Source organism: Stenotrophomonas maltophilia group sp. SKK55 (assembly GCF_057179845.1).
The window spans coordinates 442,033-465,657 of the sequence record NZ_JBXUHP010000018.1; the positions used below are offsets into that span (position 1 = coordinate 442,033).

Below are 23,625 nucleotides of genomic sequence, written 5' to 3' on the forward strand. Positions count from 1 at the left end.
CGCGTGCGGTTCAGGCAACGCCGACCCAGCCTTTCACTACGCTTTCAATGCGTTCCCGGCACGGAACACTGGACGACTTTCACGGCGTATTGCACATTGCGGCAATTCCTTGCTTCGATGCTGCACGACCGTGAAACACCCTCGCCGTTGGCTGCTGATTGGCTCGATCACGACAGCGACTGTCGGTGTGATCGTGCTCGTCCTGACCACCCCACTGGTCTCGAACGCCCTGCTGCTACTGATGGAGCGCAGCAACTTCATTCCCGCCGAATCCTCGATCCTCACCTTCGAGCCGTATGCGATCAACGACGGTTCGTCGAACTACTGGTTTTATGGGAAGGACCGCACCTACTACTACCACTTCACCTACGAGGATGACGTTCCCTACGTCTACATCCCGCAGGACAACCGCTGCCCCGGTTTCGACCGGCAGAATGCCCGGACCTGGTGCAGCGCCCTGCCCGGCAAGGCACGCTGGCGCGGTGGTGGTGCAACCGGTGTGACAAACGAAAAACGCTCCCTTTCGGGAGCGTTCTTCTTGAATCTGGAGCGGGAAACGAGACTCGAACTCGCGACCTCAACCTTGGCAAGGTTGCGCTCTACCAACTGAGCTATTCCCGCAGATTTCGTTCGACCTGCGTCGAAGGAGCGCTATTGTGTCGATATTGCTGCACGGCGTCAACAGGAATTTTCGGCCGCATTGTGGGGCGGCGTTCAGGCCCTTGGACCCGGCCCTCAGGTCCGCAGGCCACGCCGGACTTCCCGCAACAGAGCTACGTTCTCGTTGATGCGCCCCTGGATCATGATCAAGGTATCTTGAGCAATAACGTTTGAGTACATGCTGTTGGCGATTTCCGTGAATTGGCTGGCCACGTCGCAAATGCTGCCAATCTCCAGACTGGCGTCCCCGTGCTGCACTTCTGCCTCTTCGGCAAGGCGAAGCAGGTCAGCACGGGAAATCTCCAGTGCCTCCCCCATGACGTCCATCTGGTGATATCCGTTGGGTCCTTCGCAGAAGGTCACGTCGTAGGCCGGAGCCAAACGCCATTGCCCATCCGGCGACATGATGTAGGCAAAGTTTTTCGGATGATCGTCCCGGTTGTTGAACGCAACGTTGAAGACCGCACGTTCGAAGGCCACGGCCATTTGCCGCACGTCATTGGTGCACAACCGGGTCGCGCGCAGGAAGTTGACATAGTCCAACGACCCCGCCGTCTGGTAGTTGGCGCCCGTGAATGCAGCAAGACTCTGCATCGGCACACGCAACCCATCGTGGCGATCAAAGCGCTTGCTGGCGAACGCGGCCAGTCCGTTGGGCAGGCTGAAGTACTGCGTGTCCGGTGTCTCGATGCCACACCTGCGCAGGCACTCGGCGTAGACCATTTCGATGGCGCACACCTCGGCATGCTCTTCTCTGGCCGGGAACTTGATCAACCAGGCTTCGAAGCCGGGCGTGACGGCCGTGGTGAACGCGCCCGATCGCGGATCGCGATAGACCAGGGCCTTGGGCCTTGCACCTTGGGGCGCCCCCCCCACCAGCAGCAAGGTCTGCAGGAATTCACCACCTTCTCCGTCGAGCACCTGCTGCACTTCCGCGGAAAGCTGCTCGAGCGGTATATGGACCTTCGGCGCCTCACCTTCGGGCGCCACGGGCTCAAACGTCATGGCCCCCATCGCGTTGCCACCGATATAGGCCAGCCGCTGGAGCGGGCCAATGCGTGCTGCGTTGATTCCGCGGCGCCTGAACATGCGGTCCATCAGCAGCATGCCCCAGCCGTCTGGCAACGCGTCATACACAGGCCCGGGCAGTTGCAGCTGATGGTCCGGGAAATCCCGCCGCAACGGAGGGCCGGCCAGCGGCAGCTTGTACGAAGACAGTTCCAGTCCCCTTCGCCGGGCCTCGTTGCTGTACTCGAACGCGACCAGCGGGCGACCGGTGAGGGCGATGCTGGAGATCAGCGTTCCCCAGTGCCATCGCTCTCCCCACCCTTCGTAGAAGACCTTCACCTGTTCAGGCATTACGGGGCTTCCTCCTCGTCCGGAGGCGGTTCGCGGCCTCTTCGTAGCGCCGAATGTCTTCGATGCTGTCCAACTTTGGCTGGAACAGGCCTTCGAGCTCGTTGATCCGACCAAGGACCATCGCCACGCGGACCACCGCCTCGAAGCCAACATTGCGCCCGGCCTCCAGGTTGGACACGGTGTTGGTACCAATGCCGGCACGCCCGGCCAGATCCGACTGTGTCATGCCCAACGCCATGCGTTCTGTACGCAAGCGCCCGCAGAGTCGCTTGACGACCTCGCTGGGCTTGCTGAGGCTTAAATCCAACATAGCGTGCATGATCCCCTATCTATGCCATTTAGCACCCAAAATTATAGAATTAACCCCAACTCCATTCAATTGATTTAACTCCCGGATTTTGTGTTTTATTTGCGCATTCAGCTATATAAATACAGAATTCTGGAATTACATTGGCAAAGCGCGCGTCACGTGCGCAGGCCGCGGCGGTGGAAGTAGACCTGCTCGGCAAAGCGCCGCGTGGCCGCCGTGTGCAGCAGTGCGTTGAGCGGCCAGTCGGCCTGCAGATGATCCATCGCCCAGCGCAGCAGGCGCTTGCCATGGAATGCCGGCGCCACCTGCCGCGCCACCCGTTCCGCTTCCGGCCCCTGCCCACGCAGATGGCGGGCCATCGCCCCGCCGACCGCCCAGCCATGCCGCCACGAGGAGTGGATGCCCCCTGCGGAGAGCGGCGAGACGATGCCCGCCGCGTCGCCGGTCAGGATCACGCGTTGGCCGGTGATCGGCCCATCCGGTCGGCCGCAGGGCACCAGGCCAGCGCGGGTGGCCGAGGGACGCGCAGATGGCGGGATGCCGACCACATCGCGCACATGCTCAAGGAAACCATCAATATCCAGCGGCCGCGCCTGTCGCGGATCATGACGCAGGGCCAGCCCGACCTGCAGGCCGGTTGGATTCTGCGCGACCCAGCCGATGTAGCCCGGTGCAAAGCGCTTGCTGACGAAGCAATGCAACGCGTCGCCCTCTGTCACCTGCAGGCCGGCGAACTCACGCTCGACGCCGTAGAGGGTGTCACGCACCTGGCCAAGCCCGGTGCGCTGGGCAACGCGTGAGCGTGCGCCATCTGCGCCGACCAGATAGGCGCAGCGCCCTGTCCCTTCGACCTGCCAGCCGTCACCACAACGGCGAGCGTCGGTGAAGGACTGCTGCAGGCGCAGGTCGACACCGTTCGCGCGCAGTTCGCTGGCCAGCCAACGCATCACGTTCGGCGTATCGGTGGTGAGGAAGTAATAGCCCGGTGCGGCCAGCAATACGCTGCGCAGGTTCGGCGCATAGAGGCGCACGTTGGCGACCCGCTGCACCAGATGTTCGGGCATGCGCCCCAGCCAGGTCTGCTCCATCGCTTCCTTCACCACGATGCCGGTGGTGTGCAGGCGCTCGCCGGGGTCGGTCCTGCGTTCCAGCACGCAGACGCGCAGACCGTACTGCGCGGCGGCCAAGGCGCAGGCGGCACCAGCGAAACTGGCGCCGACGATGACCACATCGTGGTCGTAGGCGGAGGGAGTTTGGGGCATTGCGGCATCGCCGTGGAGGATTGCAGATGCAGCTTCGAACGGCCGCGTGGTGAGGTGATGGGGTGGCGGTGAAGTGGGGATGAAGCGGGCGCCAGGCAAACGAAAAACGCCCCCTGGCGGGAGCGTTCCTCTTGAATCTGGAGCGGGAAACGAAACTCGAATCCACGGCCCCAACCTTGGCAAGGTAGCGGTTGAAGCAGCTGACTGCGTAATGTATGAGTGGCACTGTCACCCAAACCAGCGGTCAGCTCCGGCAGGAATACCAAGCCACTGCTTCCATTTCGGAAACATTGCATGGACCGCGCCACATCAAAGCCTGATGGTGCATGCCCCTTCCTCGCGCATTCAACGATGGCGATTCCAGTCGATCAAATCGTGTTTCTGCTGGCCACCGACTGTTTCAGGGAGGTGCTCCTTTCAACATTTCCGAGAAGCGATGCTGAAGCTGCGCGGCTTGCAGCACAGCGGACAGTGAGCCAGCTGGTCGATGGAGGAGATAACTACTACCTGTGCGCCAGCTTCAGCGAAGCAAGGATAGGAAGCACTTATGATGCATTCTTCGACGATCTTCGCTCGCTTGGCGCCTCCGTCCGATTACAGAACCACGTTGCACTTGTGATTCAAGCACTACCAACTCCTGGAGCAGCAACGATCCGCGCGTGCGATACGATCACGTCCATCGCCAGCTACCTCTTCTGGCTGGAAAGCGAGGCTCTATGCAATCCGATTACAGCGGAGCTCGTTGATGCGATCGCCGTGATAGAACCGCTTGGCCTGCAACGCGAGCCGCCCTGCGTGGATTGGCATGCAGCCTGGACCCATTCGGAGTCCGAGCAGGATCGTTACGTTGCTTCGTTGATGGATGGAATTGACGATGCGCCCGTGTACGTGTTTAACGACGTGCAGGCATTCACTGTTCGATTCGATTTTCTCTCACTGTGGAGAGCGCGACTTGGCGAAGCCTGCTTTGGACTGATCAGCAAGTTCATCGCGACCGAGGCGCACCTGAGGCTGGACGATCGCGATGCTGACGCCGCTGGTCACATCGATCAGATCCTTGCGGCGATCTAGAACGTTGAGACGACAGATTCAAACCAGAACGAAAAACGCCCCCTCGCAGGAGCGTTTCTCTTGAATCTGGAGCGGGAAACGAGACTCGAACTCGCGACCTCAACCTTGGCAAGGTTGCGCTCTACCAACTGAGCTATTCCCGCTTGGGAGGCGAAATTTTACCTATTCCAAGGATGGCGTCAAGCGCTTTTTTCCAGGGTCTGCGAGGCGTCTTGCACCGCCTATCCACGCATGGCGTGGATCTACTACAGTGTCTCCGCAAACTGATGGATCCGCCCCTTCCGTGGATGCGGCATTTCCAGTAGATCCACGCCATGCGTGGATGGCAGCAACCGTGGGGTCTGAGCCCTTTCCTTCGGAAAGGGATCCGACCCCGGGCTCAGTTGCCCAGCTTCTTCTGCCGTGCACGCTCGCGGGCGGCACGCTCGTCATCGCGCAGGCTCGGCCAGGCCGCGTGCAGGTACTGCAGGCCCGACCACAGGGTCAGCACCGCGGCAATCGCCAGGGTCCAGTCGCCGATGTGGAACACCGGCCAGCCCATCCAGATGTCTTCCACCGGCACGTTCGGCGCCACCGAATACAGCAGGCACAGCAGCGCGACCATCTGCGCGGTGGTCTTGATCTTGCCGATCATCGCCACGCGCACCTTGGCGCGCTGGCCCAGCTCGGCCATCCACTCTCGCAGCGCCGATACCGCGATCTCGCGGCCGACGATCACTGCCGCCCAGAACGCCATCCACGGCGTCGGATGGCCCTGCACGATCAGGAACAGCGCTACTGCCACCATCAGTTTGTCCGCGACCGGGTCGAGGAACGCACCGAAGGCCGACTCCAGCTGGTAACGGCGTGCGATCCAGCCATCGAGCCAGTCGGTGATCGCGGCCAGGCCGAAGATCGCCGCCGAAGCGAAGTTGGTCCAGGTGTAGGGCAGGTAGAACACCAGCACCAGCACCGGGATCATCACGATCCGCAACAACGTCAGCCAGGTGGGCAGGGTCAACTTCATGCTTGCGTGCTTCTCTCTCTACTCGGCCGCATCAGGCGTGGCCAACCCGTGCAGGTTAGCGTAGATACGTGCCGCGAGGGCGTCATTGATGCCTTCCACCTTGGCGATTTCCGCTTCGCCAGCGGCTTTCAGGCCCACCAGGCCGCCGAAATGCTTGAGCAGGCTGGCGCGGCGGCGCGGCCCGATGCCGGGGATGTCCTCCAGCTTGCTGGTCATCCGCGCCTTCTGCCGGCGGCCGCGGTGGCCGGTGATGGCGAAGCGGTGCGCCTCGTCGCGCACCTGCTGGATGAACTGCAGCGCCGGGTTAGCTGCGCCGGGGCGCAGCTCGCGGCCGTCGGGCATCACCAGCGCTTCATGCCCAGCGCGCCGCTCCACGCCCTTGGCCACGCCCACCAGCAGCACACCTTCCACGCCCAGGTCGGCCAGTGCGGCCTGCGCCTGCGCCAGCTGCCCGGCGCCGCCGTCGATCAGCAGTACGTCCGGCAGCACGCCCTGCTCTTCCACCGCACGGCGGAAGCGGCGGTCGATGGCCTGGCGCATGGCGGCGTAGTCGTCGCCCGGCTCGATGCCGCTGATGTTGAAGCGGCGGTACTGCGCGCGTACCGGACCGGCGGCGTCGAACACCACGCACGAGGCCACAGTGGCCTCGCCCAGCGTATGGCTGATATCGAAGCACTCGACCCGCTTGACCGGCTCGGCCAGGCCCAGCATCTCGCGCAGTGCATCGCTGCGCGCATGCTGCGCATTGCGGCTGTTGAGTTCAGTGGCCAGGGTGAGCTGCGCGTTGCGGCTGGCCAGCTCCACATAGCCGGCGCGCTCGCCGCGCACGTTCCACTTCAGCTGCACCTTGCGCTCGGCCGAGGCCGACAGCGCCGCGACCAGCAGGTCGGCATCGGGAATCTCGCGATCCAGCAGGATCTCGCGCGGCGGCTCGAATTCGATGTAGTACTGCGAGACGAACGCGGCCAGCACTTCCTCCGGACTCTCCTCGCCGTTGGTACGCGGGAAGAACGGGCGGGTGCCGAGGTTGCGGCCATCGCGGAAAGCCAGCAGCAGCACGCAGGCCTGCGAACCCTGCATGGCCACCGCCAGCACGTCCAGGTCGGCGGCGCGGCCGTCCACGTACTGACGCGTCTGCATGCTGCGCAGCGAGGAGATCAGGTCGCGCAGGCGCGCGGCCTGCTCGAACTCCAGGGCCTCGCTGGCGGCCTGCATCTGCTCGCCCAGCTCGCGGGTCAGCTCGTCGCTCTTGCCTTCCAGGAACAGCGCAGCACGGCGCACCGATTCGGCGTAGTCCGCGGCCGGCACCAGCTCCACGCAGGGCGCGCTGCAGCGGCCGATCTGGTATTGCAGGCACGGCCGCGAGCGGTTGCGGAACACGCTGTCTTCGCAGCTGCGCAGCTTGAACAGCTTGTGCATCAGGTTCAGCGTTTCGCGCACTGCCGTAACGCCGGGATATGGCCCGAAATAGCGGCCGGGAATGGCGCGCGGGCCACGATGCAGGGCGATGCGCGGCCAGTCCTCGCGGGTCAGCAGCACATGCGGGTAGGTCTTGTCGTCGCGCAGCGAGACGTTGTAACGCGGCGACAGCGACTTGATCAGCTGGTTTTCCAGCAGCAGCGCCTCGGCTTCCGAGCGCGTCACAGTCACGTCCATGCGCGTGATCTGCGAGATCATCGACATGATCCGCGCGTTCTTCGGGCTGCCGTTGAAATAGCTGCCGACGCGGTTGCGCAGCGCGCGCGCCTTGCCCACGTACAGCAGGGTGTCGTCGGCCGCGTACATGCGGTACACGCCGGGGGCAGTGCTGAGCTGGGCCGCGAAGGCCTTGCCGTCGAAGGCCGGGGCGGGAACGTCGGTCATTCGCTGATCGGCACTTCGCTGAGCACGCCGCTGTCGGGGTCGAATCGCAGCACGGCATGGGCGTCGGTCTCGGCAATCCACACCGCGCCTGCGCCCACCGCCAGTCCAGCCGGGCCATGCAGGCGGCGCGGCAGCGGCTGGGTGGTCAGTTCGCCACCGCCCAGGCGCAACGTGCGCAGGCGACCGTTGCCGGTGTCGGCGATCCACAGCAGCGGGGCGTCCGCGCCCAATGCGATCGCCTGCGGGAACTGCAGGCTGGCCTGCGCGCGCGGGCCGTCTTCACTGCCGAAGCGCCACGGACCCTGCCCGACCAGGGTCTGCACCAGGTCACCACGCAGTTGCAATGCACGGATCGAGGATCCCAACGCATCGGCGACGTACAGCACCTGCTGCACCACGGCCAGCGCGGTCGGTTGCGCGAAGGCAGCCAGATGGCCACTGCCATCACGCTCGTCAATGGAACCACTACCGGCGCGCCATTGCAGGCTGCGCTGGCCCAGGTGGTAGCTCCAGATGCGGTTGTCGCCGGCCATCGCGATGTGCAGCTGGTTGTCGGCGATGGCCAGGCCAACCGGATGGTCCAGCGAGACCTGCCGCGCCTGCGCGACCGGGCCTTCCACCGGCGCACCGGGTCGCCCGTTGCCGCACAACGTGTCGACGATGCCGGTCAGCAGGTTGATACGGCGCACCGCGTGGTTGCCGGTGTCGGCGACGTACAGCGAATCGCGCTCCAGCACCAGCGCCTGCGGGCGGTGGAATGCCGCTTCGGCGAGGTTGCCGTCCATGAAATCAGCGGTGCCGAGGCCGAACTGGCGCAGGATGCGTCCGCCATGGCTGCATTCGAGAATGCGGTGATGGCCGCTGTCGGCGATGTACAGGCGTTCGGTGCTGACCGCCAGCCCCTGCGGGAAGCGCAGGGCCTGGCGCGGTTCCGGATGCAGCTCGCTGCCGCCACGCGGCGGCGCCGAAGGTGCGCCCTGGCACAGCGCGTTCAAGGCGCGCTCCAGTTCACCGGGCGCGCCCTGCCCGACCAGCCGTTGCTGTTCGCGGCCCTGCGCGTCCAGCAGCACCATGGTCGGCCAGGCGGTAACGCCGAAGCGGCGCCAGCCATCCCAGTCGGCATCGAGCAGCACGGGCATGGTCAGGCCCTGACGGCGCAGCAGCTTCAGTGCGGCCGTGGCATCGCGTTCGAAATCAAAACGCGGCACCTGCAGCACCAGCGGCTGCAGCTTGCCCGGGTGGCGCGACAGCCATTGGCCGAACTCGGCCAGGCGTTGCGCACTCCAGGCGGAGGCCGCATTGACGAACAGCAGCGCGACCGGCCGGCCGCGCAGTTCGGTCAGGGTGCAGGGGGTGGCATTGAGCCAGGTGGCGAATTCGGGCAGGTCCGGGACGGGCTGGACGTTCATGACCTGATTATGCCGGAGTCGGCGTCATGCAACAGTCGTGCCACCGCACGTTTTGCAGCATCGTCGACCAGCGACCAGACCTGTTCGAAATGATCGCTGCCGCCGGTGTAGGGGTCAGGGATGGCTACCCGCCCCTGCCCGCCGGACCAGGGCAGGTACAACGCCAGCCGTTCACGCTGGGTCGCCGACGCCAGGCGCCCGGCATCACGCAGGTTGGTCTCGTCGGCACACAGGATCCAGTCGAAACGGTCGAAATCCACGGCCTGCAGCTGACGTGCGCGCAGGCCGCCGATGTCCACGCCGTGTCCGGCCGCGCAGGCGATCGCGCGGCGGTCCGGCGGCTCGCCCACGTGCCAGTCGCCCGTGCCGGCCGAATCGACCTGCACCCGCCCGGCCAGCGGCGAGGCATCCAGGCGTGCGCGCAGCGCCCCTTCGGCCATCGGCGAACGGCAGATGTTGCCGAGGCAGACGACCAGCAACTTCATCGCGCGGCCATCGTCTGCAGCAACGCTTCGGCGCGCTCCAGGTCCTCGGGCGTATCGATGCCCGGCGGGAACGGCTCGGGCGAGATCGCCACGCTGATCGGGTAGCCCGCTTCCAGCACGCGCAGCTGCTCCAGCGATTCGACCTGCTCCAGCTGGCCCGGCGGCATCGCCGCGAACTGCTGCAGGAAGCCGGCGCGATAGCCATAGATGCCGATGTGGCGCAGCCAGTGGTGACCGGCCGGCAACGTGTCGCGGCTGCGTGCGAAGCCGTCGCGGTGCCAGGCGATCGGCGCGCGGCTGAAGTACATCGCCTCGTTGCGCACGTTGCTCACCAGCTTCACGACGTTCGGGTCGAACAGGGTGTGTGCGTCCTCGACGGTCGTGGCAAGAGTCGACATCGGCGCAGTGCCAGCGACCAACGCATCTGCCACCGCGCGGATGCCGGTCGCCGGCGCGAACGGTTCGTCGCCCTGCAGGTTGACCACCACCGTGTCATCGGCCCAGCCGGCAATGCGTGCGCACTCGGCCAGGCGATCGGTGCCCGAGGCATGCGTGGTCGCGGTCATCGCCACCTTCACCTCGGCCAACCCGGACAGCGCATCGGAAATGCGTTGGTCGTCGGTCGCCACCCAGACCTCGCGGGCACCGGCCTGCAGCGCGCGGCGCGCCACATGCAGCACCAGCGGCTCACCGCCCAGCGGGCGCAACGGCTTGCCCGGCAGCCGCGAGGCGGCAAAGCGGGCCGGAATGGCGACGACGAATTCGGTCATGCGGGCGGTTCTCGGCAGGCTCGTTACAACGGGAATGCGGCCAGCGGCGCGTGAATGCAAGCGCCGCGGCGCCGCTCAGTTCGGTCGCAGCTTGTCCAGGCGATCAGTCAGCGCCACCCAGAACGCGGCGGGCAACTCGGCGCGCAGCGGAACCGCGTAGTGCCAGTCGTTGCCGAACGCCCGGCATTTCACCGCATCCTTTTCGGTCATCAGTACCGGCAGCTGGCTGCCGAAGGACAAGTCCTGCGGCTGGTAGGCCTGGTGGTCGGCGAATGCATGCGGCACCACGCCGATCCCGCGCGCGCGCAGCATGTCGAAGAAGCGCTGTGGATGGGCGATGCCGGCCACCGCGTGCACGCGCTGGCCCTTGAAGTACGCCAGCGGGCGCGCGCGGCCACCGGCCAGCGGCTGCGCACTGTCGATGTGCAGGGCCATTGGCCACTGACCGAAGCCACAGGCCTGTGCCGCGGTCTCCTCATCGGCCTGGCCGAGGTTGACCACGCGGAAATCGCACCCGCTGGCGCGGCTGACCGGCTCGCGCAACGGCCCGGCCGGAATCATCCGGCCATTGCCATAGCGACGCTGGGCATCGACCACTTCGATCTCGATGTCGCGCGCCAGCCGGTAGTGCTGCAAACCGTCGTCGCAGACGATCACATCGCAGCCGGCCTCGATCAGCGCCTTGCCCGCAGCAACCCGATCACTGTCCACGCGCACCGGCACGCCGGTCTTCCAGGCGATCAGCACCGGCTCGTCACCGCCTTTCGCGGTTGGCGTGTCGGCCTGCACCCACAGCGGCTTGTCGGCGTCTTCGCGACCATAGCCGCGGCTGGCCACGCCCGGCTTCCAGCCGGCCGCACGCAGGCGTTCGACCAGGGCAATCGTCAGCGGCGTCTTGCCGGTACCACCGGCGGTGATGTTGCCGACCACGATGACCGGCACCGGCAGCGAGTGGCGCTTGCGCCAGCCACGCCGATAGGCGCGCCGGCGCAGTGCGGTGACACCTGCGTACAGCGGCGCCAGCAGGCGCATCGCCCACGGAACCGGGGTGCCGTCATACCAGTACGGCGGGGTCTGGGTGCCCTTGCCGGCCATCAGTCCTGCCTATCGCGGAACTGCATGCTGTGCAGATGCTGGTACAGGCCGCCCAGTTCGAGCAGCTCCTTGTGCGTGCCGCGTTCAACGATGCGGCCGTGATCCATGACCAGTACCTGGTCGGCATGCTCGATGGTCGACAGCCGGTGCGCGATGACCAGCGTGGTGCGTTCGGGCATCAGGCGCTGCAGCGCGTCCTGCACCAGGCGCTCGGATTCGTTGTCCAGCGCCGCAGTGGCTTCGTCGAGGATCAGGATCGGGGCGTCGCGCAGGATCGCGCGGGCAATCGCCAGGCGCTGGCGCTGGCCACCGGACAGCAGCGCGCCGTTCTCGCCCACCGGGGTCTGCAGCTGCTGCGGCATGCGTGCGATGAACTCCCACGCGTTGGCGGCCTCGGCCGCCGCGCGGATCTGCTCGTCGGTCGCTTCCATGCCATAGGCGATGTTGGCGGCGATGGTGTCATCGAACAGCATGACCTTCTGCCCGACCATTGCCACCTGCCGGCGCAGGTCGGCCAGCGGGTAGTCGTCCAGTGCCACGCCGTCGAGGGTGATGACACCGCCGCTGGGCTCGTAGAAGCGTGGCACCAGCCGGATCAGGCTGGTCTTGCCACTGCCGGAACGGCCAACAATGGCCGTCACAGTGCCTGGCCTGGCAACGAAGCTGATGTCGTCCAGGGCGATGCCGCTGTCCTCGCGGTAACGCAGCATGACGTGGTCGAACGCCAGTTCGCCCCGCACGCGCTGCACGCGTCGCTGCCCCTGGTCGCGCTCCACTGGCATGTCGAGGATGCCGAACAGGCGCTCGGCAGCGGACACGCCGCGCGAAATCGACGTCTGTACGCTGGTCAGGCGGCGCAGCGATGGAATGATGGCCATCATCGATGTCATCAGGCCCATGAACTGGCCGGCATTGAGCCGGCCCGCCAGGGCTTCGCGGGTCGACACCCAGACGATCACCGCCAGCGCCAGTGCGGCCAGGAACTGCACCACGCTGGAGGCGGCGGCGCGGGTGACCTCGACCTTCATGTTCAGCGCCAGCATGCGGTTGGCCAGGCGCGAGTAGCGCGAGATCTCATGCTGCTGGGTGCCGTGCACCTTCACTTCCTGCTGCGCGGCCAGCGACTGCTCGGCAGTCTGCGCCATGGTGCCCATGCCGTCCTGGATGCCTCGGCTGATGCGCCGGTAGCGCTTGCCCACGTAGGACACGATGCCACCGATCAGCGGCACCACCAGCAGCATCGCCAGGGTGACCTTGACACTCATCTGCAGCATCACCGCCAGCATCGCGATGATGGTGAGGGTGTCGGCCACCACGGTCTTCAGCGCGTCGGCGCTGGCCTGGGTGACCTGCTCGGTATCGAAGTTCAGGCGGCTGACCATCACCGGCGTCGCTTCGGTATCGAAGTGCGACGACGGCAGGTGCAGGTACTTCTGCAGCACCTGCTCACGCAGGTCGCGGACCACGCTGCGACCAGTCTTGGCCAGCGTGTAATCACTGACCCAGGTGGCCACGCTGCGCATCAGGAACAGGCCGAGGATGGTCAGCGGCAGCACCACGGCCGCGCGCGGCTGCGGGTCGACGAAACCTTCGTTGACCAGCGGCTCCATCAGCTTGGTGAAGTGGTAGCCGGCCAGGGCCTCGACCACCATGGCGATGACCGCGCCCACCATGAACACCCAGTAGGTGCGGGTGTAGCCCAGCAGACGTTTGTAGATCGGCCACACCGGCGCGTGATGGGAACTCATGGACGCACCTCTGGCGCAGTTGCAATGGCGATACGACGGAAACCGAGTTGACCGAGCGCGTCCTGCGCGGTCACCACGGCCTGGTAGGGAGTGCGTGCGTCGGCGCGCAGCAGCACGGGCTGGCTACGGTCACTGCCGGCCACGGACGCGATGGTCTGCTTGACCGACTCGACGTCGCTGCGCAGCACTTCCTGGTCATTGATGAAATAGCGGCCTTCGGCGTTGATCAGCACGCTGAGCGAACGCGGCGGCTCGTTGCTGGGCTGCTGGCTGGCGGTCGGCAGCTGCACCTGCAGCGTCGAGCGCGCATCGAAAGTGGTGGTGACCACGAAGAAGATGATCAGCACCAGGATGACGTCGATCAGCGGGACCAGATCGATATGCGGTTCATCCTGGGAGCGGTCATTGCCGATACGCATCGATCAGGCCTTCGCCGCAGCGGCGTTGGCCGGTCGCGCCGGCGCGACCGGGTTCATCACCCCGGGGCGACCGTCGAGCGTGTCCAGCAGGGCACTGGCTTCCTGCTCCATTTCCACCACGTAGCCGTGGATGCGGCCCTTGAAGTAGCGATGGAACATCAGTGCCGGAATGGCCACGATCATGCCCGTGGCGGTGCACACCAGCGCCTTGCCGATACCGCCGGCCAGCTGGTTCACGTCGCCCACCCCATGGTCGAGGATGCCCAGGAACATCTGGATCATGCCGATCACGGTGCCCAGCAGGCCCAGCAGCGGGCCGGCCGAGGCAATGGTGCCCAGCGCGTTGAGGAAACGTTCCATGCGGTGCACCAGGTGGCGGCCGGTGTCCTCGATGCGCTCGCGGATCTGGTCGCGCGGACGATTGCGGGCTTCCAGCGCGGCCGCCAGCAATGCCCCCAGCGGCGAGTTGGCACGCAGGGTCTGCAGGTGCGCCGGGTCAAGCTTGCCGCGTGCGGCCCAGTTGCGCACTTCCTGGCCGAGGCCGGGCGGCAGCACTTCAGTCCGCCGCAGGGACCAGAAACGCTCCAGGATGATCGCCAAAGCCAGTACGCCCAACAGCAGCAGCGGCACCATCGGCCAGCCACCGGCCTTGACCAGTTCCCACACGTTTCAACCCTCCGGCCCAACGGCCGCTTGTTTGATCGGCGATAGGATAACAGCCGACCGCGCCCGCCCAGCGGCATCCCACCATCGGGATGCATGGATACGCTGTTCACGCAGCTGCAGCCCTTGTGCGCCAAGCCATACGCGGATCGCCCCGGACTCCGCAGTGGACACCACCTCGGCTCCCTGCGCCTGCCAGCGCCGGACCACGTCCCGCCGCGGGTGGCCGAAGCGGTTCTGGTGCCCGGCCGAAACCAGCGCCAGCCGGGCTGACACCGCCGCCACCCAGGGCGCGCTGGAGCTGCCGCCGCTGCCATGGTGCGGCACCAGCACCACATCCGCCTTCAGCGCCGCCGGAGACGCCCGCAGCAGCGCCTGTTCGGCCGGGCGGCCGATGTCCCCGGGCAACAGGACCCCACCATGCGCGCTGGCCACGCGCAGCACGCAGCTGTCCTCGTTTTCAGCCCGCTGGCTGCCGGCATCCGGGTGCAGCACCTGGAAGTCGACGCCGTCCCAGCGCCAGCGCAGGCCGCGCTGGCAGCGCCCGGCCCCGGCGATCGCGCTGCCCGGCGGCGCCAACAGGGGCAGCTCCGGCAACTGAAGGCGCAGGCTCGGCAGGTTGCCGGCATGATCGAGATCGTCGTGACTGATCAGCACGCGGTCGGGCCGTGCCTGCCCCAGCGCCCGCAATGACGGAACCAGGACCCGCTCACTGCCCTCACCCCCGACCGGCGGTCCCACGTCGTACCAGAGCGCATGCCGCGCGGTACGCAGCAACACCGCCGTGCCCTGCCCGACGTCGTGCACCAGCAGCTCCAGCTCCCCCTCGGCCGGCCGCTCGCGCAATGGCCACAGCAGCGGCAGGCACAGCAGGAGGCCAGCCAGCCCGCCCCCGGCACCGCGTGGCAGCAGCCACCAGAACACGCCCAGCAGCGCCGCCGGCACTGCCCAGGCCGGTGCCTCGGCCAACCACCACATCGCCTGTGGATGCGCCGCCAGTGGCTGCAGGGCCTGCCAGCTGATTTCGAACAACCACGCCGCTGCACGCCACGCCCAGCATCCGGCGCCGTCATGCAGCACCTGCAGGGCGGTGCCCAGCAGCGACAAGGGCACCACCAGCAATGTCCACCACGGGATGACCGGCAGGTTCACCAGCGGCCCCAGCCAGGCGGTGCCGCCGAACAAGGCGATGCCCAGCGGCAACAGGCCGACGCTGGCCACCCCTTGTGCGGCCAGGAACCCGCGCAGGTTGGCGACCACGCCTCGCGGACGTCCCTGCGGCAGGCACCAGACCAGCCACAGGACGCCGCCGAAGCTGAGCCAGAAGCCCGCGGACAGCACTGACAGGGGCGCCGGCAGCAGCAGCGCCAGCGCCGCCAGTGCAAGCCCCTGCACGAGACCCAGTGGGCGCCGCCCGCTACGCGCCAGCGCCACCAGCCCGATCATCAGTGCGGTGCGCACGGTCGGCAATTCACCGCCGGCCAGCACCGCATAGCCCGCTGCGGACAGGGCCGCGGCGCAGGCCGCCGCCTGGGGGCGTGGCCAATGCCGGCCCAGCAGCGGGCACAGCCACCACAGCCCTCGGCACAGCAACGCCCCCAGTCCCGCCACCACCCCGACATGGAACCCGGAAATGGCCACCAGATGGGTCAGGCCCAGCGCCCGCAACTGATCCCAATCGGCGTCGGACAGGCCACGTGTATCGCCCAGGGCAAGCGCCTGCACGAAGCGCGCAGCTGGATGGGCCACCTGCGCGGCGATGGCGGCGCTGGTGCGTTCACGCCACGCCGGCAGGCCATGCGCGGCCTGAAGCTCACGCGCGCTGGTCGGCGCCCGAACCGTGCCGTTGCCGGACACGCCGCGCAGCAGCGCATGGCGTTCACCGTCGAAACCACCGGGATTGATGCGCGAACGCGGCGCCCGCACGCGCAGGGCCAGATGCCACTGCGCGCCGGCCAGGACCTGATGGCGCCCACGCCCGGCGTCGGTGGCGTCAGCGGCACGCCAGGCATCGTTCCAGGTGACCTGCAGGCGCTTGCCGCGCAGCGATGGCAGTTCGCTGCTCTCGCTGACCTGCAGCAGGAAGCGGGTGTGCGCGGCTCCATGGTCCGGCAGATCGATGACCCGTCCACTGACCACCACATCCCGTGCTGGCTGGCCTGGCGGCAGCTGTTCCTGCATTGCCCAGTGTCCGTGCATCGCCGTCCATCCGGCGCCCAGCAGCACGACCGCGGGCAGGCGCCCCCGCCAACGCAGGCCCCACCCTGCCATGCCAAGCACGATCATCACCATGCAGCCCCACAGCGGCGGCAGCTGTGGCAGCTGCACGCAGGCCAGCGCCCCCAGTGTCAGTGCCGCAGCGGCGCCACTGCCCAGCAAGGGAGACGGGGAACGCTCGACGGCCATGTGTCCAGCCTGCCGCTACCGGCGGCAGGTTGCCTATCGGGACTTGCCCCGCAAACGCGTCAGCGCCGGACGCTGCCGCGATGGAAATTGACCCGGAAGCTTGCGCCGCCTCCCGCAGCCTCACCGACACTGACCGAGCCACCGTGGTGCTGCACGATCTCCTTCATCAGATGCAGGCCCAGGCCACTGCCGCTGCCCGCCGCGCGCAGGCGATGGAACGGCTCGAAGATCGCCTCGCGGTCGCCCACTGGAATGCCCGCGCCCTGATCGCTGACTTCCAGCAAGCCACGCGTATCCAACCGCACGCAGATGGTGCCACGGCCACCACCATGCACGATCGCGTTGTGCACCAGGTTGGCAATCACCCGCCCCAGCGCCAGACTGTCGCCGTGGATCCACACCGGCGATTCCGGCGCGTCCACTTCGAATCCATAGCCGGCGCCGACCACCAACGGCGCCAGGTCCGCGGCGGCCTCACGCACCAGCAGCGCCAGGTCCAGCCGCTGCAATGCGCCGACATTGCGGTCAAGGCGCTGCAGATCGAGCAGGTGCTCGGCAACATTGCCCAGCCGCGCCACGTCGGTCAGCAACTGCGATTTCAGCTCACCCTGTGGCAGCTGCGCCAGGCGCGCCTGCACCACGGCGATCGGCACGCGCAGCTCGTGCGCCGCGTCGGCGAGGAACTTGTCGCGCGCGGCGTAGCCCTGCTGCACCTTGTCGATAGCATCGTTGAACGCTTCCACCAGCGGCGCCACTTCCGTGGAGACCAGCCGCGCATCCAGCCGCGCACCGGGCTGGCCGATATCCAGTTCCTTGGCCTGCTGCGCAGAACGGCGCACGCCGCGCATTGCACGGTGGATCACGGTCGGCATCACCAGCAGGGTGACCACGATCAGTGGCAGGAAGAACCACAGGCCGATCAGGCGCAGCACCATCAGCGCGCCATCCAGCAGCCCGCCCTTGGGTGCGCCACCGACCATCACGGTGATGCGGCGCCCGTCCTCGTTGCGGATCATCACCCGCGCCACGTCCAGGTAAGGGGGCACCAGCGAGCCCAGTTCCGTGGCGCCCACGGTCGGCAGCCGCGCGAGCATCGGCGCGTGGATCGCTGGGATGGTGCCGCGCTCCAGCCACATGCCCTTGTCATCCACCGCGGCGAACCAGAGATTTCCACCGGCGTTGGCATCGAGCTTGTCCCAGCGCGCCTGGTCCAGCACCAGGCGGCCACCTTCGCTGTGCACCGCCTTGGCCACCGCCTCGGCAACGAACATGTCCATGCCCCAGGAGTCCTTGTCACCCCAGGTCAGGATCAACGCGACCACCGCGAACAGTACGGTGAAGGCCTGTGCCAGGAACAGGCGCCAAGCCAGGCCAAGGGTGATCGAACGGATCGGACGGGCCATCTCAGGCCTCCGCCAGCAGGTAGCCGACGCCCCGGATCACGTGGATCTCCACCCCCGCCCCGGCCTGCTGCAGCGCTTTGCGCAGCTTGGAGATATGCGCATCGAGCGCATTGGACTGGATCTCATCATCGAACCCGTACACTGCAGCCTCCAGGGCACTGCGGGTCACCGTGCGGCCCTGCCGCATCGCCAACGCCTGCAGCACCAGCACCTGCCGACGTGGCAATGCCAAGGGCTGGCCCTCCACCTGTGCCTGCAGCGATTCGAAATCGAACTCGAGCCGCCCCAGCCGCAGGCTCGGCGTCACCATCGCCGAAGGCCTGCGCGATACCGCGCGGATGCGTGCCATCAGCTCCTCGATCGCCACCGGCTTGACCAGATAGTCATCGGCACCGACGTCCAGGCCTTCGACCTTGTCCGACAGCGTGCCCTTGGCGGTGAGCATGATCACCGCCAGGTTCGGCCGCAGCGCACGCGCCGACGCGACGAATCCAGCACCATCGCCATCGGGCAGCTGGCGATCGAGCAGCAGCAGCTGGTGCACCGGTTCGCGCAACGCGAGCGCGGCCTCGGCCAGGCTGCCGACCACATCGGCGACCACGCCCTGCCGCTCCAGACCCGATTGCAGGGCGCGGGACAGATCAGGATCGTCTTCGACCAGGAGGATGCGCATCAGGAACTCGTCTACCGGAAACGCTGCCGATCATAGTGCCTGGGGCCATGGTTTTGCGCCCATGCATGCCAGCGGTTGCAGGCGCAATGTTCTGACAATGTTGCCCCTTCAGCATGCGCAGCCATCACCCGCAATGTGGCCGAACGATGCTGTCGCTGCCCCTGACAAGGACCCCCATGGCCTCCGTCTCCCCCACCGCAGAAGCCCACGCGATCCTGCGTGCACCGGACCTGGACAGCGCAGAACGCGCCTATCTGGGACTGATGCCCGACCTTGAACATGTGAATGCACTGGCCCGCCGTGCAGTGAGCCTGTCACGCGTTGCCGACGCGGCACGCGGCTATGCGTTGGCGATGACTCTGGTCGGACTGCGCCTGCAGGAGCTGGAAATGGGCGAGCCGACGGCCAGGGAACATCGCCAGGCCACCCTGCGCAGCCTGCGCCAGGCCTTCAGCGCCTGACAGCACCCGCACCGGCGGCAGCGGGAGTGATCGGGTCAGCAGGACCCGCCACCCGGCAGGCCTGGCGCGGCAGCGTCATTCAGCGCAGCGTGGTCCACGCCAGCAGCGCGCTCAGGATTGCGACCCAGATCACTGCCTTGATCGTGCCTTCCAGCATGTTGCCGCCGAACAGGCGTTCCAGGAGCGGATTGGGCCTGGACACCGGGACGTGATCACTCATGCGGCAGCTCCTTGCAGTAATGGCGCGTTTGCGCAGCAGCGCCGAGTCTACGCCTGCGCGGCCCGGATTCATCGCCATCTGCCTGCCTTTGGCGGCCCAATTCCCGCCTTCGTCGCAGGCCGGCTGCGATGCCCGGCCGACCCTGCCAGCCTGCACGCACTTTCCCGCTGGAGCACCGTGCCATGCCGATGCTTGCCCTGATCCTGCTGTTCTCCAGCCTGTTCGGCGACGGCTGCGGGCCCACCGAGGATGCCCTGCGCAGCCAGATCCTGCGCACCGAGGATCGGCAGGCCATACATGAAGCGCAGCCCCTTCAGCTCTATCACCTGCGCCAGGACCGCGTGCTGCGGCTGGGCAGCCAGCAATCGCCAGACGACACTGGCGCCAGCCCTCATCCGGCACTGGCCCCGGTACGTGTGGCGCAGCTGTGGGAACGCGTCGACGGCCAGTGGCGCATCCAGCGTTCGATCAGCATTACCCACTGATTTCATGCCAATGAACCGGCACGGATGCAGCTTCGCGGGAACGCCAGGCTCGCCGGAACGAAAAAAGCCGGCCCCGGGGCCGGCTTTCATCGTTTCCACCGCTTCACCGGCAACGCCGGGAGCAGGTGGTGGGCGGTACAGGGTTCGAACCTGTGACCCCTACCATGTCAAGGTAGTGCTCTACCGCTGAGCTAACCGCCCATCGTGTTCTTGCCGCCCGAAGGCTGGCCTTGCTACGTAAAAACCCGGCGCCAGGGCCGGGCTTTGCAGTTCACGACAACCCTCTTCCGAGGGTTTCGTGGTGGGCGGTACAGGGTTCGAACCTGTGACCCCTACCATGTCAAGGTAGTGCTCTACCGCTGAGCTAACCGCCCGTTTTGCTTCTGCATTTCCGCGATTGCGTCGGTGCAGGCCGCGTATATTACGGATGCGGGCCGTGAAGCGCAATACTTTTGTGAAGATGATGCTGCACTGCCACGTTCAGCCCAGGCTGGCTTCCTTCAGCTGCCGGATCTGGTCACGCACCCGTGCGGCATCCTCGAATTCCAGGTCCTTGGCGTGCTGGTACATCTGCTGTTCCAGCGCCTTGAGACGGGTCGCCAGCTGCGCCGGAGACAGCGAACGATAGTCGGCCGCTTCTTCGGCCACACCCGCCCGGCCCTTGCCCTTACCCTTCTTGGCTTCCTTCTCGGCGGCATCCGAACGCGCGCCTTCAAGGACATCGACGATCGGGCGCGCCACCGAGCGCGGCACGATGCCATGTTCTTCGTTGTACTCGACCTGCTTGGCACGGCGCCGGTCGGTCTCATCGATCGCCGCCTGCATCGAGCGGGTGATCTTGTCGGCGTACAGGATCGCCTTGCCACGCACGTTGCGTGCGGCGCGGCCGATGGTCTGGATCAGCGAGCCGGTGGAGCGCAGGAAGCCTTCCTTGTCGGCATCGAGGATCGCCACCAGCGATACCTCGGGCATGTCCAGGCCTTCGCGCAGCAGGTTGATGCCGACCAGCACGTCGAACTTGCCCAGGCGCAGGTCGCGGATGATCTCCACGCGCTCGACCGTATCCACGTCCGAGTGCAGGTAGCGCACGCGGATACCGTGTTCGGTGAGGTACTCGGTGAGGTTTTCAGCCATGCGCTTGGTCAGCGTGGTGACCAGCACGCGGTCGCCCGCCTTGATGCGCGCGTTGGCCTCGCTCATCAGGTCGTCGACCTGGGTACCGACCGGCCTGATCTCCACCACCGGGTCGATCAGGCCAGTCGGGCGCACCACCAGTTCGGTGATCTCGTCACCGGCTTCACGCAGTTCATAGGGCCCGGGCGTGGCCGACACGTAGATGCTGCGCGGGCAGCGCTCCTCCCATTCCTCGAAGCGCAGCGGGCGGTTGTCCAGCGCCGACGGCAGGCGGAAACCGAACTCAACCAGGGTTTCCTTGCGCGAGCGGTCCCCCTTGAACATGGCGCCGATCTGCGGAATGGTCACATGCGATTCGTCGATCACCAGCAGCGCATCCGGCGGCAGGTAGTCGAACAGGGTCGGTGGCGGCTCGCCGGCATTCTTGCCGGTCAGGTGCCGGGAGTAGTTCTCGATGCCGTTGCAGTAACCGACCTCGGCCATCATCTCCAGGTCGAACTGCGTGCGCTGCGCCAGGCGCTGCGCCTCCACCAGCTTGTTCTGTGCGTAGAGCTGCTCCAGCCGCTCCTTCAGCTCCACCTTGATCGTCTCGATCGCCGCCAGCACGCGCTCGCGCGTGGTCGCATAGTGCGTCTTCGGGTAGACCGTGAAGCGCTGCATGTTGCGCAGCGTCTCGCCGGTGAGCGGATCGAACAGGGTGATCTTCTCGACCTCGCCATCGAACAGTTCAAGGCGCAGTGCTTCGCTGTCCGACTCGGCCGGGAACACGTCGATCACTTCGCCGCGCACGCGGAAGGTACCGCGCTGCAGCTCGTACTCATTGCGCGTGTACTGCAGCTGGGTCAGGTGGTTGATCAGGTCGCGCTGGTCGATGCGCTCGCCCTTGGACAGGATCAGGCGCAGTGAAAGGTAGTCTTCCGGCGCACCCAGGCCATAGATCGCGGACACCGTGGCCACCACGATCGCGTCCGGGCGCGACAGCAGGGTCTTGGTCGCGGCCAGCCGCATCTGCTCGATGTGTTCGTTGATCGAACTGTCCTTCTCGATGAAGGTGTCCGACGACGGCACGTAGGCTTCGGGCTGGTAGTAGTCGTAATAACTGACGAAGTACTCCACCGCGTTGTGCGGGAAGAACGCCTTGAACTCGCCATACAGCTGCGCCGCCAGCGTCTTGTTCGGTGCCATGATCAGCGTCGGCTTCTGAACGTTCTGGATGACGTTGGCGATGGTGTAGGTCTTGCCCGAGCCGGTCACGCCCAGCAGGGTCTGCTTGGCGATGCCGGCCTCGAAGTTGCTGGTCAGCTTCGCGATGGCGTTGGGCTGGTCGCCCGCCGGCGAATACGGCGAGACAAGTTCAAAACTGTCGCTCATGGTGTTGCCAGTTCCCGGGAAGGGTGAGTATACGGGGCGAGGAGTGACGGCCGGCTGAGGGGTTGTCGGGCAGACCGCTACGGGGATTCCCGATGGCGGCCGCACAGCCGGGCGCGGAGGCTGGATGCATGCGCACTCACCGCTCTTCCGGTTGCGCCGCGTCGCGCGGCATGCACCTGATCGAAATCCTGGTCGTCACGGCGGTACTGGCCGTGCTGCTGGCCGCCGGCTGGCCCTCGCTGCAGGCGCTGCTGCTGCACCAGCGCGCGGAAGCCACCCGGTTCAGCCTGCAGGCCGCCCTGGCAACGGCACGCACCCAGGCCATCATGCGTCGCGAACTGATCGGCCTCTGCGCCAGCGCGGACGGCCAGCGCTGCGGGGATGACTGGAGCCAGGGCTGGATTGCCTACCGGGCCGCAGGCGCATGGCAGCCCCCATCCACGGCCGATGCCATTGTCCTGCATCAGGGCGGCCGTCCGGACGTCACGATCAATGCCGCCAGCAACAGCGGGCGACCGCAACTCTATTTCCAGCCGGATGGCCGCAGCCCCGGCAGCAACCTGACGCTGCGCGTCTGCGTGAGGGGGCGCGAGCACGCGCGGATCATCGTCAGCAACAGTGGGCGGATGCGTTCGTCCACCACGCGGACTGGACAAGCCTGTTGAAACGACGCCCCTGCGCTCTCAAGCAGGCAACAAAAAAGACCTGCGGAAGTCCGCAAGCCTTTGATGTGTAACGTCTGGCGCCCGAAGTTGGACTCGAACCAACGACCCCCTGATTAACAGTCAAGTGCTCTAACCGGCTGAGCTATTCGGGCGGGGACGCGCATTGTAATCACGTCGAACAGGGAGTGCAACACTCCCGTTCACATGCTTGCGTTCTCTGTTTGCGGCAGTGTCACCAGCACTCGGACAGCGTGGTCTTGGCGGTCTTCACGTTGGCCTGGTTGAGCGTCAAGTTTCCACACTTGTCCTTCGCCTGCGCGTTGACCGCGGTGGCGGTGAAGGTGAATGTCGACTGCGCGGTCTGCATGGACAGAGTGTAGGCCGCCGTGCCGCCCTCGCGCGGGGAGTTGATCGAATCGGCGTTGCCCGGGAACTTGAACCCGACATAGGTGTTGTTGACCGTGTGGAAGCGCTCGGCCAACTGTGCGTATTCGACCAGGTCGGCCTTAGCCTGGGCCCGTCGCGACTTGCGCACATGTTCGCTGTAGTTCGGGTAGGCGATCGCGGCGAGGATTGCCACGACCGCCACCACGATCATCAGCTCGATCAGGGTGAAACCGCGGGCCAGGCGACCCGCCGCGAAAGATTGGCGCATTGCACGGGCTCCTGCTGGCGGGGAAGGATGGA

The 23,625-nt window shown here is 66.4% G+C and carries 22 protein-coding genes and 5 tRNA genes; 4 read left to right on the forward strand and 23 right to left on the reverse strand.

Translation table 11 applies throughout. From position 1 onward, the window contains the following. Positions 1 to 545: 545 nt before the first annotated feature. The 4 genes from AC2A1N_RS11105 to AC2A1N_RS11120 all read right to left on the reverse strand — a co-directional run bounded on the left by AC2A1N_RS11105 (position 546) and on the right by AC2A1N_RS11120 (position 3,591). A tRNA-Gly gene (locus AC2A1N_RS11105) sits at positions 546 to 621 on the reverse strand. Between the two features lie 114 nt (positions 622 to 735). Beyond that, positions 736 to 2,019 (reverse strand): type II toxin-antitoxin system HipA family toxin, encoded by a 1,284-nt coding sequence (locus AC2A1N_RS11110; protein WP_242891914.1) that lies wholly within the window; start codon positions 2,017 to 2,019, stop codon positions 736 to 738. Next, positions 2,012 to 2,338: a helix-turn-helix domain-containing protein gene (locus tag AC2A1N_RS11115; RefSeq protein WP_242891916.1), complete on the reverse strand. Its 327-nt coding sequence runs from the start codon at positions 2,336 to 2,338 to the stop codon at positions 2,012 to 2,014. The genes AC2A1N_RS11110 and AC2A1N_RS11115 overlap by 8 nt, the downstream gene beginning before the upstream one ends. 146 nt (positions 2,339 to 2,484) lie before the next feature. Beyond that, complete coding sequence (locus AC2A1N_RS11120; RefSeq protein ID WP_484372256.1) at positions 2,485 to 3,591, reverse strand: NAD(P)/FAD-dependent oxidoreductase; 1,107 nt, start codon at positions 3,589 to 3,591, stop codon at positions 2,485 to 2,487. Positions 3,592 to 3,885: 294 nt separating this feature from the next. Here AC2A1N_RS11120 and AC2A1N_RS11125 point away from each other — a divergent pair, with 294 nt between their 5' ends. Then, complete coding sequence (locus AC2A1N_RS11125) at positions 3,886 to 4,662, forward strand: hypothetical protein (protein WP_242891920.1); 777 nt, start codon at positions 3,886 to 3,888, stop codon at positions 4,660 to 4,662. A 67-nt stretch (positions 4,663 to 4,729) separates the two neighbouring features. Here AC2A1N_RS11125 and AC2A1N_RS11130 read toward each other — a convergent pair. The 13 genes from AC2A1N_RS11130 to AC2A1N_RS11190 form a co-directional block, all read right to left on the reverse strand. Next, a tRNA-Gly gene (locus AC2A1N_RS11130) sits at positions 4,730 to 4,805 on the reverse strand. 236 nt (positions 4,806 to 5,041) lie between these two features. Beyond that, positions 5,042 to 5,668, reverse strand: a complete 627-nt coding sequence (gene pgsA / locus AC2A1N_RS11135) for a CDP-diacylglycerol--glycerol-3-phosphate 3-phosphatidyltransferase (protein WP_005412825.1) — start codon at positions 5,666 to 5,668, stop codon at positions 5,042 to 5,044. A gap of 18 nt (positions 5,669 to 5,686) precedes the next feature. Continuing rightward, positions 5,687 to 7,531 (reverse strand): excinuclease ABC subunit UvrC, encoded by a 1,845-nt coding sequence (gene uvrC, locus AC2A1N_RS11140; RefSeq protein WP_053500510.1) that lies wholly within the window; start codon positions 7,529 to 7,531, stop codon positions 5,687 to 5,689. After that, on the reverse strand, positions 7,528 to 8,940 hold the full coding sequence (locus AC2A1N_RS11145) for an NHL repeat containing protein (protein ID WP_005415983.1): 1,413 nt from the start codon (positions 8,938 to 8,940) through the stop codon (positions 7,528 to 7,530). Before AC2A1N_RS11145 ends, uvrC begins: the two co-directional genes overlap by 4 nt. Then, the gene (locus tag AC2A1N_RS11150; protein WP_484372259.1) at positions 8,937 to 9,425 is read right to left on the reverse strand and encodes a low molecular weight protein-tyrosine-phosphatase; all 489 of its coding nucleotides are present in this window, start codon (positions 9,423 to 9,425) and stop codon (positions 8,937 to 8,939) included. Before AC2A1N_RS11150 ends, AC2A1N_RS11145 begins: the two co-directional genes overlap by 4 nt. Further along, positions 9,422 to 10,195 carry a 3-deoxy-manno-octulosonate cytidylyltransferase gene (gene kdsB / locus AC2A1N_RS11155; protein WP_242891923.1) on the reverse strand — a complete coding sequence of 258 codons (774 nt, stop codon included), beginning with the start codon at positions 10,193 to 10,195 and terminating at the stop codon, positions 9,422 to 9,424. Before kdsB ends, AC2A1N_RS11150 begins: the two co-directional genes overlap by 4 nt. 75 nt (positions 10,196 to 10,270) lie before the next feature. Continuing rightward, positions 10,271 to 11,290, reverse strand: a complete 1,020-nt coding sequence (gene lpxK, locus AC2A1N_RS11160; protein ID WP_242891925.1) for a tetraacyldisaccharide 4'-kinase — start codon at positions 11,288 to 11,290, stop codon at positions 10,271 to 10,273. Continuing rightward, a complete protein-coding gene (gene msbA / locus AC2A1N_RS11165) occupies positions 11,290 to 13,038 on the reverse strand; it encodes a lipid A export permease/ATP-binding protein MsbA (protein WP_242891927.1) in 1,749 nt (582 codons plus the stop codon). Before msbA ends, lpxK begins: the two co-directional genes overlap by 1 nt. Next, positions 13,035 to 13,457: an ExbD/TolR family protein gene (locus tag AC2A1N_RS11170; protein ID WP_019658998.1), complete on the reverse strand. Its 423-nt coding sequence runs from the start codon at positions 13,455 to 13,457 to the stop codon at positions 13,035 to 13,037. Before AC2A1N_RS11170 ends, msbA begins: the two co-directional genes overlap by 4 nt. 3 nt (positions 13,458 to 13,460) lie before the next feature. Then, positions 13,461 to 14,123: a MotA/TolQ/ExbB proton channel family protein gene (locus tag AC2A1N_RS11175; RefSeq protein ID WP_061478482.1), complete on the reverse strand. Its 663-nt coding sequence runs from the start codon at positions 14,121 to 14,123 to the stop codon at positions 13,461 to 13,463. 3 nt (positions 14,124 to 14,126) lie between these two features. Then, complete coding sequence (locus AC2A1N_RS11180; protein WP_242891936.1) at positions 14,127 to 16,526, reverse strand: DNA internalization-related competence protein ComEC/Rec2; 2,400 nt, start codon at positions 16,524 to 16,526, stop codon at positions 14,127 to 14,129. A 59-nt stretch (positions 16,527 to 16,585) separates the two neighbouring features. Continuing rightward, positions 16,586 to 17,929, reverse strand: coding sequence for a sensor histidine kinase (locus AC2A1N_RS11185; RefSeq protein ID WP_484372262.1), 1,344 nt, complete (start codon positions 17,927 to 17,929; stop codon positions 16,586 to 16,588). 1 nt (position 17,930) lies between these two features. Continuing rightward, a complete protein-coding gene (locus AC2A1N_RS11190; RefSeq protein WP_049415866.1) occupies positions 17,931 to 18,602 on the reverse strand; it encodes a response regulator transcription factor in 672 nt (223 codons plus the stop codon). A 176-nt stretch (positions 18,603 to 18,778) separates the two neighbouring features. Between AC2A1N_RS11190 and AC2A1N_RS11195 the strand changes: the two genes are divergently transcribed. After that, positions 18,779 to 19,063 (forward strand): hypothetical protein, encoded by a 285-nt coding sequence (locus AC2A1N_RS11195; protein WP_061478485.1) that lies wholly within the window; start codon positions 18,779 to 18,781, stop codon positions 19,061 to 19,063. Between the two features lie 79 nt (positions 19,064 to 19,142). On the opposite strand, the gene AC2A1N_RS11200 is transcribed toward AC2A1N_RS11195, so the two are convergent. After that, positions 19,143 to 19,283, reverse strand: a complete 141-nt coding sequence (locus AC2A1N_RS11200; protein WP_242891947.1) for a hypothetical protein — start codon at positions 19,281 to 19,283, stop codon at positions 19,143 to 19,145. 182 nt (positions 19,284 to 19,465) lie between these two features. On the opposite strand from AC2A1N_RS11200, the gene AC2A1N_RS11205 reads away from it, so the two are divergent. Then, the gene (locus AC2A1N_RS11205; RefSeq protein ID WP_242891949.1) at positions 19,466 to 19,768 is read left to right on the forward strand and encodes a hypothetical protein; all 303 of its coding nucleotides are present in this window, start codon (positions 19,466 to 19,468) and stop codon (positions 19,766 to 19,768) included. A gap of 126 nt (positions 19,769 to 19,894) precedes the next feature. On the opposite strand, the gene AC2A1N_RS11210 is transcribed toward AC2A1N_RS11205, so the two are convergent. The 3 genes from AC2A1N_RS11210 to uvrB all read right to left on the reverse strand — a co-directional run bounded on the left by AC2A1N_RS11210 (position 19,895) and on the right by uvrB (position 22,273). After that, positions 19,895 to 19,969, reverse strand: a tRNA-Val gene (locus tag AC2A1N_RS11210). Positions 19,970 to 20,067: 98 nt separating this feature from the next. Further along, positions 20,068 to 20,142 (reverse strand) — tRNA-Val (locus AC2A1N_RS11215). Between the two features lie 106 nt (positions 20,143 to 20,248). Next, positions 20,249 to 22,273, reverse strand: coding sequence for an excinuclease ABC subunit UvrB (gene uvrB, locus AC2A1N_RS11220; RefSeq protein WP_061478487.1), 2,025 nt, complete (start codon positions 22,271 to 22,273; stop codon positions 20,249 to 20,251). Between the two features lie 128 nt (positions 22,274 to 22,401). Here uvrB and AC2A1N_RS11225 point away from each other — a divergent pair, with 128 nt between their 5' ends. Further along, a complete protein-coding gene (locus AC2A1N_RS11225) occupies positions 22,402 to 22,938 on the forward strand; it encodes a GspH/FimT family pseudopilin (protein WP_229298534.1) in 537 nt (178 codons plus the stop codon). A gap of 75 nt (positions 22,939 to 23,013) precedes the next feature. Here the strand turns inward: AC2A1N_RS11225 and AC2A1N_RS11230 are convergent. Continuing rightward, a tRNA-Asn gene (locus AC2A1N_RS11230) sits at positions 23,014 to 23,090 on the reverse strand. 80 nt (positions 23,091 to 23,170) lie between these two features. Then, the gene (locus tag AC2A1N_RS11235; RefSeq protein WP_061478489.1) at positions 23,171 to 23,593 is read right to left on the reverse strand and encodes a type IV pilin protein; all 423 of its coding nucleotides are present in this window, start codon (positions 23,591 to 23,593) and stop codon (positions 23,171 to 23,173) included. Positions 23,594 to 23,625: the final 32 nt, after the last annotated feature.

Excerpts from the sequence above, each read along its gene's own strand:
- AC2A1N_RS11110 (WP_242891914.1), bottom strand. The coding sequence starts at position 2,019 with ATGCCTGAACAGGTGAAGGTCTTCTACGAAGGGTGGGGAGAGCGATGG.
- AC2A1N_RS11115 (WP_242891916.1), bottom strand. The coding sequence starts at position 2,338 with ATGCACGCTATGTTGGATTTAAGCCTCAGCAAGCCCAGCGAGGTCGTC.
- AC2A1N_RS11120 (WP_484372256.1), bottom strand. The coding sequence starts at position 3,591 with ATGCCCCAAACTCCCTCCGCCTACGACCACGATGTGGTCATCGTCGGC.
- AC2A1N_RS11125 (WP_242891920.1), top strand. The coding sequence starts at position 3,886 with ATGGACCGCGCCACATCAAAGCCTGATGGTGCATGCCCCTTCCTCGCG.
- pgsA (WP_005412825.1), bottom strand. The coding sequence starts at position 5,668 with ATGAAGTTGACCCTGCCCACCTGGCTGACGTTGTTGCGGATCGTGATG.
- uvrC (WP_053500510.1), bottom strand. The coding sequence starts at position 7,531 with ATGACCGACGTTCCCGCCCCGGCCTTCGACGGCAAGGCCTTCGCGGCC.
- AC2A1N_RS11145 (WP_005415983.1), bottom strand. The coding sequence starts at position 8,940 with ATGAACGTCCAGCCCGTCCCGGACCTGCCCGAATTCGCCACCTGGCTC.
- AC2A1N_RS11150 (WP_484372259.1), bottom strand. The coding sequence starts at position 9,425 with ATGAAGTTGCTGGTCGTCTGCCTCGGCAACATCTGCCGTTCGCCGATG.
- kdsB (WP_242891923.1), bottom strand. The coding sequence starts at position 10,195 with ATGACCGAATTCGTCGTCGCCATTCCGGCCCGCTTTGCCGCCTCGCGG.
- lpxK (WP_242891925.1), bottom strand. The coding sequence starts at position 11,290 with ATGGCCGGCAAGGGCACCCAGACCCCGCCGTACTGGTATGACGGCACC.
- msbA (WP_242891927.1), bottom strand. The coding sequence starts at position 13,038 with ATGAGTTCCCATCACGCGCCGGTGTGGCCGATCTACAAACGTCTGCTG.
- AC2A1N_RS11170 (WP_019658998.1), bottom strand. The coding sequence starts at position 13,457 with ATGCGTATCGGCAATGACCGCTCCCAGGATGAACCGCATATCGATCTG.
- AC2A1N_RS11180 (WP_242891936.1), bottom strand. The coding sequence starts at position 16,526 with ATGGCCGTCGAGCGTTCCCCGTCTCCCTTGCTGGGCAGTGGCGCCGCT.
- AC2A1N_RS11185 (WP_484372262.1), bottom strand. The coding sequence starts at position 17,929 with ATGGCCCGTCCGATCCGTTCGATCACCCTTGGCCTGGCTTGGCGCCTG.
- AC2A1N_RS11190 (WP_049415866.1), bottom strand. The coding sequence starts at position 18,602 with ATGCGCATCCTCCTGGTCGAAGACGATCCTGATCTGTCCCGCGCCCTG.
- AC2A1N_RS11195 (WP_061478485.1), top strand. The coding sequence starts at position 18,779 with ATGGCCTCCGTCTCCCCCACCGCAGAAGCCCACGCGATCCTGCGTGCA.
- AC2A1N_RS11200 (WP_242891947.1), bottom strand. The coding sequence starts at position 19,283 with ATGAGTGATCACGTCCCGGTGTCCAGGCCCAATCCGCTCCTGGAACGC.
- AC2A1N_RS11205 (WP_242891949.1), top strand. The coding sequence starts at position 19,466 with ATGCCGATGCTTGCCCTGATCCTGCTGTTCTCCAGCCTGTTCGGCGAC.
- uvrB (WP_061478487.1), bottom strand. The coding sequence starts at position 22,273 with ATGAGCGACAGTTTTGAACTTGTCTCGCCGTATTCGCCGGCGGGCGAC.
- AC2A1N_RS11225 (WP_229298534.1), top strand. The coding sequence starts at position 22,402 with ATGCGCACTCACCGCTCTTCCGGTTGCGCCGCGTCGCGCGGCATGCAC.
- AC2A1N_RS11235 (WP_061478489.1), bottom strand. The coding sequence starts at position 23,593 with ATGCGCCAATCTTTCGCGGCGGGTCGCCTGGCCCGCGGTTTCACCCTG.